The organism is Pseudomonas sp. DWP2-2 (assembly GCF_049897065.1).
GTDB classification, from domain to species: Bacteria; Pseudomonadota; Gammaproteobacteria; order Pseudomonadales; family Pseudomonadaceae; genus Aquipseudomonas; species Aquipseudomonas paracarnis.
Genome location: NZ_JAFCVN010000002.1, coordinates 256,616 through 271,909, shown reverse-complemented (window position 1 = coordinate 271,909; position 15,294 = coordinate 256,616). Strand labels below are relative to the sequence as shown.

Sequence of the window (15,294 nt, the reverse complement as noted above, 5' to 3'; positions counted from 1 at the left end):
CGATCTGCCCTGCACCCCACAAGCGCCTCGTATTCTCGAGGCGTTTGCGCAAAAAAGAGCCTCAAAGTCAGTAATTTATGGCCGCCTTCATGACAATCGTCAGCTCAACGGTTTTTATGTAGCAACACTTAGGAGGGGGCTCGGGATTGCACTCTTCAGGAGGTTTGGGCATGCAATACTCAGGGGGTTTGGGTTTGCATTCCTCAGGAGGCTTGGGTCTGCATTCCTCAGGAGGTTTGGGTCTGAAACTCTCAAGGGGCTTGGGTTTGCAATACCCGGGGCGCTTGGGCTTACAACGTTCAGGAGGGCTGGGTTTACACTTTTCAGGAGGTTTTGGCCTGCTGGGCGGACGCAGAAAAGCCTTCAAACTAGCTATACACATGGCGAACTCCTTAAATTCATTCCAATCACTACTGTTTCTGCCGACGAGCAAGAGCAGTAGGTACCTGCCAACCAGGTAACATTGAGTGGCAATCAATAAGGAAAGGTTCCTAGGCCCGTGTAGTGAGCTTCCTATCTCTCACATAGGAAAATTGCTCATTCTGCCGCATGCCCACGGTGACGGGGCGCGTACTCTCTACGCCCCGACAACCGAGATGACAGCCTGATTATCCAGCGTCCTTTTTGACGCGAAACCACGCGGCATAAAGCGCCGGGAGAAAGAGCAAGGTCAATGCCGTAGCCACGATCAACCCTCCCATGATCGCCACGGCCATCGGCCCGAAGAACACACTGCGCGACAGCGGAATCATCGCCAGCACCGCCGCCAGTGCCGTCAGAACAATCGGGCGAAAGCGTCGGACCGTAGCTTCGATAATCGCCTGCCAAGGTGCCAGGCCGGCCTTGATGTCTTGCTCGATCTGGTCCACCAAAATCACCGAGTTACGCATGATCATTCCCGACAGCGCGATGGTGCCAAGCATGGCGACGAAGCCGAAGGGTTGGTGGAATACCAGCAGGAACAGGGTCACGCCGATCAGCCCCAACGGTGCGGTGAGAAAGACCATCGCCGTGCGCGAAAAGCTGCGCAGTTGCAGCATCAGCAAGGTCAGCACCACCACGATAAACAGCGGCACGCCGGCCTTCACCGAGTTTTGCCCACGCGCTGAATCTTCAACCGTGCCGCCCACTTCCAGCAGGTAGCCATCCGGCAGTTCGGCACGTACATCGGCGAGCGTCGGCAAGATCTGCTGCACGAGGGTCGCCGGCTGTTCCTTGCCATAGATATCGGCCCGCACAGTCACCGTGGGCAAGCGGTTGCGATGCCAGATGATGCCCTCTTCGAAGCCATATTCGAGGGTGGCAATTTGCGACAGCGCCACGCTTTTACCATTGTCGGTGGGCACGGCAAGGCTCGGCAGGCGCGACAGTTCGCTACGCTCATGCACCGTGCCGCGCAGGAGGATCTCGATCAATTCGTTGTCCTCACGGTACTGGCTGACGCTGGAGCCGGTCAGGGAACTCTGCAGGAATTTCGCCAGGTTGGCAGTGCTCACACCGAGGGCGCGGGCACGGTCCTGGTCGATATTCAGGTACACGATTTTGCTTGGCTCTTCCCAGTCCAAGTGCACATTGACCACATGGGTATTTTCGCGAACCTTCGCCGCCACTTTGCGCGCCAGCGCGCGCACCTCTTCGATGTGCTCGCCGGTCACGCGAAACTGCACCGGGTAGCCTACGGGCGGGCCGTTCTCCAGCCGTGTGACACGCGAACGCAGGTCGGGAAATTGCTCGTTGAGGGTTTCGATCAGCCAGGTGCGCAGGCTTTCTCGCTCCTCGATGGTGTTAGCCAGCACCACAAACTGGGCGAAGCTGGCAGCGGGCAATTGCTGGTCCAGTGGCAGGTAAAACCGCGGCGAACCGGTGCCCGCGTAGGCGACATAGTTGTTGATGCCGGCATGCTCCTTGAGCAACGCCTCCAGGCGTTTGACCTGTTCGGCGGTGTTACTGAGCGAAGCGCCCTCGGCCAGTTTCAGGTCGACCATCAACTCCAGGCGACCGGAAGCTGGGAAGAACTGTTGCGGCACGAAGCGGAACAGTGCAACCGAGCCGATAAACAGCAGCAAGGTCAGCACGATCACGGTTTTACGCCGTTGCACGCACCACTCCACCAGACGTCTTACACGCTGATAGAAGGGTGTGCCGTAAGGGTCCGGGCCGTCGGTACCGTATTTGGCGGCGTGAATCTTCGCCAGGTCGGGCAGGAGTTTTTCCCCCAGGTACGGCACAAACACCACGGCTGCCACCCAGGAGGCCAGCAGTGCGATGGTCACCACCTGGAAGATCGAGCGGGTGTATTCCCCGGTGCTCGATTGCGCGGTGGCAATTGGCAAGAAGCCCGCCGCCGTGATCAGGGTGCCGGTGAGCATAGGGAACGCGGTACTGGTCCAGGCGAAACTTGCAGCCTTGAGCCGGTCGTAGCCCTGCTCCATTTTGATCGCCATCATTTCCACGGCGATGATCGCGTCATCTACCAACAAGCCCAGGGCCAGGACCAAGGCGCCAAGGGAAATCTTGTGCAGGCCGATGCCCAGGTAATACATGCTGGCAAAGGTCATCGCCAGTACCAGCGGAATCGTCAGGGCAACGACCATGCCGGTGCGCACACCGAGGGAGAAAAAGCTCACCAGCAAAACAATCGCCAACGCTTCAGCCAGTACCTGGACAAACTCGCCGACGCTGGTCTTTACCGCTGCTGGTTGGTCCGACACTTTGCGCAGCTCCATCCCTGCCGGAAGGTTCTTTTGCAGGCGTGCGAATTGCGCTTCAAGGGCCTTGCCCAATACGAGGATGTCGCCACCGTCGCGCATGGCCACGGCCAGGCCGATGGCATCTGCGCCCATGTAGCGCATGCGCGGTGCCGGTGGGTCGTTGAAACCTCGATGGATGTCAGCCACGTCACCGATGCGGAAAGTGCGATCCCCCACGCGTATCGGAAAGTTACGGATCTCTTCCACCGTCTTGAAGTTGCCAGAAACGCGCAATTGCACGCGCTCGGTAGGGGTTTCAAAGAAGCCGGCGGTGGACACCGCATTTTGTTCCTGCAACGCCTGCTGTACCGCAGCCAAAGGCAAGCCGAGGGTAGCGAGCTTGAGGTTGGACAGCTCGATCCAGATCTTCTCGTCCTGCAAGCCGAGCAACTCGACCTTGCCCACATCCGGGACACGTTGCAGCTGGATCTGGATGCGATCGGCGTAGTCCTTGAGCACGGCATAGTCGAATCCGTCGCCGGTCAGGGCGTAGATATTGCCGAACGTGGTGCCGAACTCATCGTTGAAAAACGGCCCCTGGATATCCGGCGGCAAGGTGTGGCGGATGTCGCTGATTTTCTTGCGCACCTGATACCACAGCTCGGGAATCTGCGCCGAACGCATCGAATCACGGGCAATAAAGGTGACCTGGGATTCACCGGGGCGGGAGAACGACACGATGCGTTCGTACTCACCGGTCTCCATGAGTTTTTTCTCGATTCGCTCGGTGACCTGGCGCGATACCTCCTGGGCCGTGGCCCCGGGCCAGTTGGTCTTGATCACCATGGCCTTGAAGGTAAAGGGCGGGTCTTCGCTTTGCCCCAGCTTGGTGTAGGACAAGGTGCCAACCACGGCCAACAGGATCATCAGGAACAGTACGATCTGGCGATTACGCAACGCCCACTCGGAAAGATTGAAACCCATGGGGACTACTCCTTGGCCGCCAGATTAACCACACGGTTGGAGCGGTCCACCGGGCGCACTGACTGGCCCTCATGAAGTACATGCACGCCTGCGGCAACCACCCAGTCGGTGGCGGCCAATCCTTCCAGTATCGGTACGGTGTTTTCGCCAAAGGCACCAATGCGCACGGGAGTGCGTTCAAGGGTGTTGTCCGGTTGTACGCGCCAGACGTAGGACGCGCCGTTTTCGGCACTCAGGGCGGACAAGGGTACCGACAGCGCAATGACACCGTCGGCCTGGATGAAAACCCGCGCACTTTGGCCCAGTTCGGCGGGCACTTTGCCGCCGGTGAAGGCCACACGCGCCGCGAAAGTGCGGGATTTGGGATCGGCCGCGGGAGACAGCTCACGAATGCGCCCGGCAAAACGTTGCTCTGGCTGGCTCCATAACTCCACCGACACTGGCTGGCCGACCTTGAAGCGGCCAAAGCCCTGTTCAGGCAGGCTGATCAACACTTCACGCTCGCCATCGGTGGCCAGGGTGAACACGGTCTGGCCAGCGGAAACCACTTGCCCCACTTCGACGGCACGCTTGGCGACCACACCATCCTGGGGCGCACGCAGCACGGCGTAGCCGGCCTGGTTGCTCGACACATCGAACTCGGCCTTGATCTGCTTGAGGCGTGCTTCACCGGCTCGGTAGAGGTTTTCGGAATTGTCGTACTGCGACCGACTGACCATCTGCCGGTCCATCAAGGTCTTGTAGCGATCTCGTTCCGCACGCACCAGGCTGAGATTGGCCTCTGCAGCGGCTACTTGAGCGCGGGTCGCTTCCAGTTGCAGGCGCACGTCCTGGGGGTCGAGTTCGGCCAGCGGCTGGTTGGCCTTGACCCGCTCGCCCTCCTCCACCAGGCGCTTGCTGACTTTACCGCCGATGCGAAAGGCCAGGTCCGGCTCATAACGGGCACGCACCTCACCGGGGTAGCTGTCCATCGCCTGTGCCGAAGGCTGCGGTTGCACCACCATGGCCGGACGTACGGTGGTCTGGGCCGCTTCTTCATGGCCGCACGCGGCCAACAGGAAGACCAGGCTGACAGGCAAAGCAAGGGGCAGGAAAGCGCTGCGCATGCTGAAGGACCTTTCGCAAATAGAGCTTGGAATAATTATACTGGCCGGTATGTTATTAATACCAAACTCACCAGTCCAGTATTAAAGGTGAAAATGTCCGACAATCCTCTGAACACCGCAAGCCCCGGGCGTCCCAAGGACATGGCAAAACGCCAGGCAATCCTCGAATCGGCGAAATCGCTGTTCCTGGACAAGGGTTATGCCAACACCAGCATGGACGCCGTTGCCCTGGCGGCCGGCGTATCGAAGCTCACGGTCTACAGTCACTTCACCGACAAGGAGACGCTGTTCACCGCTGCGGTGGTGGCCAAATGTGAAGAGCAGTTGCCGGTGATGTACTTCGAGCTTCCTGAAGGCATGCCCGTCGAGACGGTGTTGCTCAACATCGCACGCGGCTTTCATCGGCTGATCAACAGCGAGGAGTCGGTAAACCTGCATCGCCTGATGATGACCACCGGCAATCAGGACGTGAAACTCTCCCAGATCTTCTTCAACGCCGGCCCCATGCGCATGCTGCAAGGCATGGAGCGCCTGCTCGGCAAGATTCACCAGGGCGGCGCCCTGAGCATCGACACACCGTTCAAAGCCGCGGAGCACTTCTTTTGCCTGCTCAAGGGCACGGCGAACTTCCGCTTGTTGTATGGCTGCGGCGGACAATTGAGCGCGCAAGAAGCCGAAGAGCATGTGCAGGACGTGGTGAAGTTGTTTATGCGGGCCTATCGCAGCACGGGGCTCGACAGCACTGCATAGGCGGTAGCAACCGACGGTAACCACGATGCGAAGCGAGTCGCTCTTGATCTGCTCTTGATCTGCTTTTGATTTTGATCTTAAGCGCCCCGTCAAACCACGCTGGCCGGAATTCGACAGGGATTTGGGGGGTAAACCGGCAGGGATGCCGGTTTAGCCGCCCCGCGCCATGGATGGCGCGTGGCGGCGGCCCCCCAAATCACTGGCGGATTACGGGCACACCGAGCCTAAGCGAGGTGCCGAGTGGTGGGGCAAGAGCGTTTTGCTTACTTTGGCCTGGGCCGGCATCCCGGCTTTTGCAAAGTGAGCCGCCGTCAGGGCGGAACCCTAAGTGTAGCGGCTCGCGTTTGAAAACACTCGGGCTCGCATTCAGCGGCATTTCTGGCTCACATTAACTGCAACCAGCCAAAGGCTCCGGCTCACATTAATTGCAAATGGGCTTGCATTCGACGCCGTAGACTCGCGTTCCATTGTGACGGGCTCACATTATCTGCAAATGACCGGCAGTGGTTGCGGTCACAGAGGTGTGCTCCCCCCACCGTCAAGCTCAGAGCCGTATCGTAAGGAACAGTGACCACTACCGTTTGTCGGTCGCGATATGCATAAGTGCATTTTTTGTTTCCCCTTGATACTGGATACCCATACAGTATTAATGCGATATGGTGAAAAGTGGAGAAGACGGGGATTCTCGTTCGTTGAGCTTCTCAAAAACTGACAACCCAAGAGGCGAAGCCGTTCATCAGAGAGTAGTAAGGCAACGAGAGAACCATCCGTCCATCCTACTGAGATGTACAAAGCTCTTATGCTGTACCTAGCGAAAAGGAGAATTCACTATGGCTAATGGCGATACGATTCATCTGCCAGAAATTGAAATCAATGCTATTAATAAATATGAACCTCAGACATTCGGAGGGGGTGGTGGTGACAGTGATTTTTCACATAGTCACACCGGACAGCTCATTAACCTTGCAACGCGTACTTATGTGCTTAACACATACCCTCCCATCATTTCCCAGAATGTTAAGGACCAGGAGGCAAGCTTTGCAGCGAATCTTCAGTCGATGCCTGAATCTATTGCACAAAGCATTACTGCAATAGAACAAAATGAAGGCAGTCCCGCGAGCGAAGTCGAGAAAATCGAACAGCATATTCGTTCGGTAGATACGCTAATTGCTCAAAAAGCACAGGCTGCTGCTGCTCAAAAAGTGATTGCTGATAAGTACTACTATGGAGACTTCTTTTATTATCCGACGATGCAGTTTATTAAAGATGCAATCAGCGGAAGCAAGACAAATTACCCTCCGGATAAAAATTATAAAGAATGGTACGCCTCACTTGAGGCTTCGTATGCTGCAAAATATAGCAACCGCGAGATCGACTATTTGAATGCCCTGAAGCAGAACCTTCAGGCACAGGCTAATCAAGCACGTGCAGACGCCGAGGCTAAACGTATTGCCGATGAGGCCGCAGCTGCGGAAGCCGCAAGGGTTGCAGCTGAGGCTGAAGCCAAACGCGTGGCTGATGAGGCAGCCGCTGCTGAAGCGGCGCGAGTAGCGGCAGAGGCAGAAGCTAAGCGTATCGCTGATGAGGCCGCTGCAGCAGAAGCTGCCAGGTTAGCCGCCGAAGCTGAAGCCAAGCGCATTGCTGATGAAGCGGCCGCTGCAGAGGCAGCAAGAATTGCTGCTGAAGCTGCAGCACTTAAAGCCGCTAATACGTATAGGCTCCCCGCTGACGGTGCGAGTCAGTTAAGTACTGCGGCTGGCTCTATCGCCATTACTGCCGGTTCAGGTCTTACGCTGGATGCGGCTATTCAGGCTGCAAAGGTAGCCTTAGGCACTGTTGTAAGTGCTGCCACGGCAGTGGGCATTGGCGCGCTGGTCTATTCACCATCACTGGGTAATGGTGAGCTACCTTCGACCATGCTTAACACGCCGGCCAAGGATTTAACGCCTAATCTTCCCGAAAATCTTGCCGAGATCGCCGCGGCGGGAGGAACTGTGGATCTGCCCTACCGAATTTATGGCGATCAGTCCAAATACTCGGTAGTGGCCACCCAGCCCACTGGAGGGTTAGCACCTACCGTCCCGGTAAGAGCGCTAGTGCTTGATCCTGTGGCCAATGCCTATACGTTCACTACAACTGACTCACCACCGATCACCCTGACGTTCCCAATCGCAGTACCAGGTAATAGCTCGACGGCGACGCCTGCGCAGCCTGTCGAAACCCCGGTGTATACCGGGATTACACTGACACCGATTGAGGTCAAAGCTGAGCCGTTTCCGGTAGTCGGCCAGTTGGATATTCGGGACGCTATTTACGTTTACCCCGCAGATTCGGGTTTACCGCCGATTTATGCGGTATTTAGTAGTCCGTACGAAGGGGCTACCACCAAAGGTGAGCACAGCGGTCGGATGTACAATCCTGATAAGGCGGGCGGCCCCATTCAGAGTCTAGACTGGACAACCGCAGCGGTGACTCAGGAAGGTATTGACCTCGTTAAGCTGCATACGAGCAGATTCGACCCATCGGACGCAAATGTTGTGATGATTGACCGTCTGGAAAAAATCCTAACTGGCGAATTGGCCATTACCGATGTCGATAAGCGATTTTACACCCATGAGATTCGTGAGCTAGAGCGGTATAGGGCTCTAGGTATAACGGATGGAGTGAAACCGAACGACGATGGCGCCACTTGGAATAATACTCATGCCGCGACTTTAGAGGATTTCAAGCTTAAAGATGCTGACGAATTACTCTATACGCCAGAAGCTATAGTCGCAGAAAACAAACAAATATACGGAGAATAACATGAGCAACATCAATGATATTGTAAACTCTGAATCCCCAAGAGATGTCGTTCTTTTTATAGTAAGAAATAAGTCAATTTCATATCCGATGCTGGATCGACTATATAACAGGAATGGCTGGGTAAATATTGGTAATAATCTTGAGCTATTAAAGCTTGTTCATAACATGAGACTGGAAGGGCTGATTGATAATTCTGATGGGGGAATTAAAAAAGGTTCTAATTGGAAAGAGCCAGCCTTTATGGCTGAGAATAAGTATACGCTTGAGTGATATGTAGGTCTGCAAAAGAAAGCCCAGCTCAAGCTGGGCTTTCTTTGTAAGCGTACGGGCAAACCGTCTTGCACGACTAAGCCGGACGCCACCTATGCGGCAGCAACTCTGCAATCTCACTTGCCCGCTGCGCAGGCAGGCGCGTCAGCACATCCTTCAGGTAGGCCTAGGGATCGTGCCCATTGTTCCGGGCCGACTGAATCAAACTCATGATCGCAGCGGCGCGTTTGCCGCTGCGTAGCGACCCAGCAAAGAGCCAGTTCTTGCGCCCCAGCGCCCAAGGCCGTATCTGGTTCTCACACCAGTTATTATCAATAGGCACGGCCCCGTCATCGAGGTAGCGCGACAGCGCCGTCCAGCGTTTCAAGCTGTAATCCAAGGCTTTGCCAATGGCCGAACCGTTATGCACGATGTCGCGCTGGGCAACCATCCAGGCATGCAACGCATCCATCACGGGTACCGCCTTTTCCTGCCGTATTCGGCGGCGTATGTCCGGTTCTAGATCCTCGATTTCCCCCTCGATCTCGTACAGCGCCTGCATGTAACGCAAGGCTTGCTCAGCCAGCGCGCTCTTGTGAGTCGCATGCAGTTCGAAGAACTTGCGCCGGGCATGAGCCATGCAGCCGATTTCAGTCACGCCGAGTTCGAAGCTGGCCTTGTAATCGCCGAAATAATCGCAGACCAGCTTGCCCTTCCAGTCTTGTAGGAAGTTACGCGCATGCTCGCCGGCCCGGCTGAGGCTGAAGTCGTAAACTACAGCCGAGGTTTCGCAAAACGGGCTGGTCCTTCGGCGGTTGCGTCAGGAAGGTGTGTTGGCCGGACGGATACGCTTCGCCGACGTGCCGCACTGGTGAAGATGCGTGTTGCTCTGAACCAGAGCTGGGCAGGTGAGCCTTTGCTCAAAGCCTCGTCCAAGAGCATTTCAGCTTGTCTTGATAGACATGAAGCGCTCATTGAAAAACGGATATTAGCTGCTGTCACTGAAGCGGGTGTCTTGAATCAAGTCAGGCGCTGCCAAGCCGTAGAGGGCATTGGTTTTCTTACGGCAGTTGCACTGACTATGGCCTTTCAACGAGGAGAGTTTGAAAGTGCTGACGCTTACATTGCTTTTCTGGGAATGGACTTGAGGGTGTCCGACTCAGGGCAAATGAACGGACGTCGTTCGTTAAGCAAGAAAGGAGACTCAGAGATCCGCAGGTTGCTGCATAACGCGGCGTCAGCCGGTATTAGGTCAGAAGCCTGGAAGCCTTTATACGAGGGCTATCTGGCCAGGGGACTGAAAACAACTCAAGTCCTGGTCATCATCGCCCGCAAGTTAGCGCGTATCGCCTTTTCGCTCATGAAAAACCAGAGCGAGTACCAATCAAAAGCGGGTTTGGGGGCTTCCCCCCAACCATAGAATCTCCCACATTTGGATTGCGGCGCACCTGGGAGATAAGTGCTGCTGTTTGCAGCTTACGGCTTGAGCGCTTTCTTGGGATAAATGTCGTAGCGGCTGGACTTGCCATCCAGCGCATGGCTTGGCTTCGGCCCCTCAATACAGGGTGCCTTGCGCGGCCGCTTGACCACCACACGATGGCTGGCCAGGGCCAGAGCCGCCGCGAGCAACGCCGGTGCATCCGGATCATCACCCACCAACGGCCGAAACAGGCGCATTTCCTTCTTCACCAGCGCAGTTTTCTCACGGTGCGGAAACATCGGGTCCAGGTAGATCACCTGAGGCGGCTCGCCCTGCCAATTGAGCATCACGTCGATGGAATTGCCCTTGAGCAGCTTCATGCGCGCCACAATCGGCGCCACGTCAAAATCCTCTGCAGCGCGGGCCAGGCCATCTTCGAGCAAGGCGCCGATCAACGGCTGGCGCTCGATCAGGCTCATCTCACACCCGAGGCTGGCCAGCACGAACGCGTCCTTGCCCAAGCCAGCCGTGGCGTCCAGCACTCGCGGGCGCACGCCCTGGGCGATGCCCACCGCCTTGGCGATCATCTGCCCGCTGCCACCACCATACAATCGCCGATGCGCCGCGCCGCCTTCGACAAAGTCGACCCGCACCGGCCCTGGCGCATCAGGCCCAAGCTGTTGCAACTGCAAACCGTGCTCCCCCACTTGCAGGGAAAAATCCGCATCGGCCACCTGCAGAGGCAACCCCAGCAGCGAAGCCCACTGTTCAGCGCGGGCCTGGAAGCTGTCAGCCAAGGCTTGGACCTGGATGCGGCTGGCCGCTGGTTGTTCGTTCATCAATCGCCACGCTCAAAAAAATTAAGGATCGGCAAACAACAGCCGATAAAAATTACAGTCAGGTATTTTGCCAGAGCTGAGCGTCGACCGAGAAAAATGTCAGACATTCTTCCCCTTTCCATCGGTGTACTGCCGACCCACAACCATTACGGCCTGCGCAATACCCAAGCGCTGGCCGGGGTGAGTCATGTGTGGCAGGACTTCTTTGCCCGCGCGTTGGCCGAGCAGCTCGGTGAAACGCCGGACGCGCTCGCCGCCAAGGCGCCCGCCCCGGCAGACCCGGCAGTTGAACCCCGCGAAGGCGCCGACCTGCTGGCGCAGATCCTCACCCAGCGTGAGTGCGATGTGAAAGACACCGAGATCACCCCGCCGGAGCCGCTCTTCCTGCCGATTGCCGAGTTCGAAACCGAGCTGCTGCCACCGGCCGCGACGCCGTTCCCGGAAGAAGAAGTCATCGCCCAGCAACGCCAACAAGCGTTTGAGAGCGAGTGGGTGCGCCCCATCGTGCTGAACGCCGGCCAACCGCTACCCGAGCCAGGCCCGGCGCCACAACCACGCCCCCTGCACCTGCCAATTGCCGAATTCGAGCTGGACCTGCTGCCACCGGCCGCCACGCCGTACCCCGAAGAAGAACTGCTGGCGCAGCAAAAGGCCCTGGATTTCGATTACTACTGGGCACGCCCGCTGGTGACCCACAACCTGCGCCTGGCCGCCTGAACCCTAGCGACACACCCACCAACGCCCCATGTCGAGATGGAAATGGTTGCGATGAGCCGCGTTGTAGTCCGGGCTCAACACCACGTTGAAATCATCACAGGCGCCATCGCGTACCAAACGCAGGAAACGCGCACTGTCGCTCTGCCCCGGCCAATCCTTGAGCACGCTGATGCTGCGTCCATCCGCCAGGCGAAACCCGGCGATATCCAGGGCATTGGCCGAGGCGTGCTGGCTGAGCCTTCCGTCGGCGCGATTGTAGATATTACGGCAGGCAAAACTGCCCAAATGCTCGACCCGACTCACCGCTTGACCAAACACGGCCTGGGCCGCCGGTTGCAGGCTGTGGCGCTCGAACAATGCGAACGCCACCGCGAGCGGGCAACTGGCGAGAAAGCTGCTGCTCAAGGCCACGTCAGCGCCCTGCACACGCAGAATATTGCGCAAGGGGCACGCCGTATCAGCCGGTGTATCGGCCTGGCGGCTCACGCGCAGACCAGAGGTGTTCAACACCTGGTCACACAGCGCCGGATCGTCCTGCAAACGACTGAGCTTGTAGCGCGTCAACAGGTTGGGGCTGGCCTGCACATCCAAGGGCGCCCAGGGGTTCCACTCGGCCGGCATCGGCACCCAACCCCGCCAGACGGCCAACGCAAATGCGCCCACCAGCACCAGCAACACACTCAATGTCTTGACCACACCCACGGCTCGACCCTCAAAGTAGCCCGAGCTGCTCCGCCACGGGTTCTCGATGCAAGGCAGGCAGCGGCGGTAGCCCTGGCAGACGCACCATCAGCTTGGCGTGGAAGCGCAGCGCCAGTTGCGCCGCGAGACGATTGTCCGAGGTGTGCAGGAACATATAGGGCGTGCGGCCCTCTTCGATCCAACTGGCGATCTTTTCCACCCATGGAATCAGGAACGGGTCATTGGCCTCAAGGTCCGGATGCCCGATGAAGCGCACCTGGGGAAACTGCGTGAGCGCCGCTGGGCGCGGTGGCACCCGGGGCTTTTTGGACTGGGCATGCAGCACCGCTTCCGAGGTAGAGGTACAACTGAACAGGGCACGTGGATCGAGGCAGATGCGCTCGACACCGCGATCGCGCAACAGGCGGTTGAGCATGCGCTCAGCATCACCCCTGGCGAAGAACTGTTCATGACGCACCTCCACGGCCAGCGGCCGATCAATGCCATCGAGAAATCCAGCCAGCTCCGCCAGGCGTGGCGGCGTAAAGCTCTTCGAGAGCTGCAGCCACAGCGGTGAAACGCGCTCACCCAAAGGGCTCATCAAGCCGACAAAACTTTCTGCCGCCGGCAGCTGTTCACGCAAATCGCCAGCATGGCTGATATCGCCGGGAAATTTGGCGGTGAAGCGAAAATCATCAGGCATGATTTCGGCCCAGCGCTGCACAGTGGCGGCCGAGGGGCGAGCATAAAAAGTGGTATTGCCCTCAACGGCGTTGAAGACCTGGGAATAGAGCCCGAGGTAATCGCTGGAACGTGCCTCAACGGGATACAGGTACTCGCGCCAGGCGTTTTCACTCCAGGACGGGCAGCCGATGTAATAAGGCAAACGCATCAGATATGGATATCGAGACCCAGCACTTCCATATCCCATTCGACAAAGCCGGCAGTGGTCAGGTAGCTGGCCAAGGCGGTGGCAACGCTTTTGCTCATGGAACGGGGAAAGACCATGTCTTGCTGACGGGCAGGAACGCCGCTGATGCGTGCGCTCGAGGCGCCTTGGGCTTTGGAAGGCGTATCGGCGTGTACTTCAATGAAGTCCGGTGAATCCTCGACGGACTCGTCTACCGTCACGCTCGCCTTGCGCGGCTTACGCTTGAGGGGGTACGACTGTGAGGAAAAACCGTCTATACGCATACATGCAGACTCGGTATCAATGATGGCAATTTAGCGGCACTTTCCATGGCGCGCAAATGCTCTGGTGATAACTAGAACACATAATTTGTAAAAGGTTTAAAAACCCAGGCAAATTCTGACGATTGGCGAAATTTGCCGCGTAACACCCACATTTCTGGCGTCAAATAATCCCGCGTTCGGCCTTGGTCTGCGCGACTTTATCGCGCAGGTACACCGGTGCTGCCTGGTCCGCCGCAATCGCCTCGCCGCGCTCGAATGCGAAACGTGCCAACGCCAGCAGGTCTTCGGCGTGTGGCAACATCGCTGCGTCCTGCTCGGCACACGTCACGTTGATGCGTTCGCCATAACCCCAGCCCGTGCCGGCACCGAACCAATCACCGTTGGCGTCAGCGGGCAACTGCGCCGCTTCGGGGGCCAGCACCGCTTCCGCACCGACCAGGCGCATTTCGCCTGCGGTCTCACGGTAGCAACCCCAGTAAACCTCATCCATGCGCGCATCAATTGCCGCTGCCACCTGCGATGCCCCGTGCTCACGCAACGCACGCTGGGCCAGTACCGCCAGGTTGGACACCGGCAACACCGGGCGCTCCAGCGCAAAGGCCAGGCCCTGCACCACGCCGATGGCGATGCGCACGCCAGTGAATGCACCGGGGCCACGGCCGAACGCGATGGCATCCACCGCCGCTAGGGTGGTCCCGGCGTCTTCAAGCAATTGCTTGATCATCGGCAACAATTTCTGCGCGTGCAGGCGCGGGATCACCTCGTAGTGGCTCGTGACCTTGCCATCGTGCAGCAAGGCAACGGAGCAAGCTTCAGTCGCGGTGTCCAGGGCCAGCAGGGTACTCATCGGTGTGGGTGTCCAAGTCGGAAAAAAGTGCGCCAGTATAAACAACAACGACCCGCAAGCGGGCCGTTGTCTGTGCCGCTGATCAAGGGATCAGCTCAGTGCTTGCAGCACCTTGGCGGTGATGGCCTCTACCGAGCCCACACCAGGGATGTGGCTGTATTTCGGCTTGCCTTGGGCTGCGGACAGCTTCTGGTAGAAGTCCACCAGGGGCTTGGTCTGGGAATGGTAGACCGACAGGCGATGACGCACGGTTTCTTCGGTGTCGTCTTTACGCTGCACCAGGTCTTCGCCGGTGACATCGTCCTTGCCTTCCACTTTCGGCGGGTTGTAGACGATGTGGTACACGCGGCCAGAGCCTTCGTGAACACGACGGCCAGCGATACGCTGGACGATCTCTTCGTCTTCAACCGCGATTTCGACCACGGCGTCCAACTCCACGCCCGCCTTCACCAAGGCTTCAGCCTGGGGAATGGTGCGTGGGAAGCCGTCGAACAGGAAACCGTTCTTGCAGTCTTCCTGGCTGATGCGTTCCTTGACCAGGTTGATGATCAGGTCATCGGAGACCAGGCCGCCGCTGTCCATCACGCTCTTGGCGATCAGGCCCAGTTCGGTGCCAGCCTTGACGGCCGCACGCAGCATGTCGCCGGTGGAGATTTGTGGAATGCCGAATTTTTCAGTGATGAACTTTGCCTGAGTACCTTTACCGGCCCCGGGAGCTCCCAGCAGAATGACGCGCATCGATGTGCTCCTCAATTTTTTATAGAGATGACGCTCGGATTCGCCGCGTGGGGCCAATCTCGTAAAAATGTGGTTCTAGGCCGATCAAACGGCCAAAGGCTGATCAAGATACACAGCGGGCCCTCACCATACAAGCCGCCAAAAGTAGGAGAAACCCGCGCCGCACATGCGTCAGCGCCGGGGTGTGCCTGAGCGCAACCCACCCTCTCAAACGACGACCGCCCATTTCCGGGCGGTCGTCGCGGTTTACCCGCAAGCCATTGAGTACACGCAA

General features: G+C 57.9%; 12 protein-coding genes and 2 pseudogenes. 5 read left to right on the top strand and 9 right to left on the bottom strand.

The window, feature by feature from the left end; all coding sequences use genetic code 11:
* Positions 1-608: 608 nt before the first annotated feature.
* The gene (locus tag ACP7CZ_RS05220; protein ID WP_294172592.1) at positions 609-3,674 is read right to left on the bottom strand and encodes an efflux RND transporter permease subunit; all 3,066 of its coding nucleotides are present in this window, start codon (positions 3,672-3,674) and stop codon (positions 609-611) included.
* 5 nt (positions 3,675-3,679) lie between these two features.
* Entirely contained in the window at positions 3,680-4,780 is a 1,101-nt protein-coding gene (locus tag ACP7CZ_RS05215) for an efflux RND transporter periplasmic adaptor subunit (protein WP_072447672.1), read from the bottom strand.
* Positions 4,781-4,873: 93 nt separating this feature from the next.
* Here ACP7CZ_RS05215 and ACP7CZ_RS05210 point away from each other — a divergent pair, with 93 nt between their 5' ends.
* From ACP7CZ_RS05210 to ACP7CZ_RS05200, 3 genes are all read left to right on the top strand, one after another.
* The gene (locus tag ACP7CZ_RS05210; RefSeq protein WP_034126815.1) at positions 4,874-5,530 is read left to right on the top strand and encodes a TetR/AcrR family transcriptional regulator; all 657 of its coding nucleotides are present in this window, start codon (positions 4,874-4,876) and stop codon (positions 5,528-5,530) included.
* A gap of 1,058 nt (positions 5,531-6,588) precedes the next feature.
* Positions 6,589-8,334: an S-type pyocin domain-containing protein gene (locus tag ACP7CZ_RS05205; protein WP_373456463.1), complete on the top strand. Its 1,746-nt coding sequence runs from the start codon at positions 6,589-6,591 to the stop codon at positions 8,332-8,334.
* A 1-nt stretch (position 8,335) separates the two neighbouring features.
* Entirely contained in the window at positions 8,336-8,605 is a 270-nt protein-coding gene (locus tag ACP7CZ_RS05200) for a hypothetical protein (RefSeq protein WP_197901038.1), read from the top strand.
* A gap of 76 nt (positions 8,606-8,681) precedes the next feature.
* Here ACP7CZ_RS05200 and tnpC read toward each other — a convergent pair.
* Positions 8,682-9,389, bottom strand: a pseudogene (tnpC, locus tag ACP7CZ_RS05195) (IS66 family transposase); the annotation flags it as partial.
* 45 nt (positions 9,390-9,434) lie between these two features.
* Between tnpC and ACP7CZ_RS05190 the strand changes: the two are divergent.
* Positions 9,435-10,004: pseudogene (locus ACP7CZ_RS05190) on the top strand (transposase); the annotation flags it as partial.
* Positions 10,005-10,060: 56 nt separating this feature from the next.
* Here the strand turns inward: ACP7CZ_RS05190 and ACP7CZ_RS05185 are convergent.
* Positions 10,061-10,843 carry a class I SAM-dependent methyltransferase gene (locus ACP7CZ_RS05185; RefSeq protein WP_014717213.1) on the bottom strand — a complete coding sequence of 261 codons (783 nt, stop codon included), beginning with the start codon at positions 10,841-10,843 and terminating at the stop codon, positions 10,061-10,063.
* A gap of 96 nt (positions 10,844-10,939) precedes the next feature.
* Between ACP7CZ_RS05185 and ACP7CZ_RS05180 the strand changes: the two genes are divergently transcribed.
* Positions 10,940-11,560: a hypothetical protein gene (locus ACP7CZ_RS05180; RefSeq protein ID WP_054897119.1), complete on the top strand. Its 621-nt coding sequence runs from the start codon at positions 10,940-10,942 to the stop codon at positions 11,558-11,560.
* A 3-nt stretch (positions 11,561-11,563) separates the two neighbouring features.
* Here ACP7CZ_RS05180 and ACP7CZ_RS05175 read toward each other — a convergent pair whose 3' ends face one another.
* From ACP7CZ_RS05175 to adk, 5 genes are all read right to left on the bottom strand, one after another.
* A complete protein-coding gene (locus tag ACP7CZ_RS05175; protein WP_181123835.1) occupies positions 11,564-12,262 on the bottom strand; it encodes an extensin family protein in 699 nt (232 codons plus the stop codon).
* 10 nt (positions 12,263-12,272) lie between these two features.
* Positions 12,273-13,133, bottom strand: coding sequence for a DUF72 domain-containing protein (locus tag ACP7CZ_RS05170; protein ID WP_057976012.1), 861 nt, complete (start codon positions 13,131-13,133; stop codon positions 12,273-12,275).
* Positions 13,133-13,435, bottom strand: coding sequence for a hypothetical protein (locus tag ACP7CZ_RS05165; protein WP_089041283.1), 303 nt, complete (start codon positions 13,433-13,435; stop codon positions 13,133-13,135). The genes ACP7CZ_RS05170 and ACP7CZ_RS05165 overlap by 1 nt, the downstream gene beginning before the upstream one ends.
* Positions 13,436-13,595: 160 nt before the next feature.
* Positions 13,596-14,282 carry a tRNA (adenosine(37)-N6)-threonylcarbamoyltransferase complex dimerization subunit type 1 TsaB gene (gene tsaB / locus ACP7CZ_RS05160; protein WP_236281413.1) on the bottom strand — a complete coding sequence of 229 codons (687 nt, stop codon included), beginning with the start codon at positions 14,280-14,282 and terminating at the stop codon, positions 13,596-13,598.
* 90 nt (positions 14,283-14,372) lie between these two features.
* Positions 14,373-15,020, bottom strand: coding sequence for an adenylate kinase (gene adk / locus ACP7CZ_RS05155; RefSeq protein WP_003189104.1), 648 nt, complete (start codon positions 15,018-15,020; stop codon positions 14,373-14,375).
* Between the last annotated feature and the right edge of the window lie 274 nt (positions 15,021-15,294).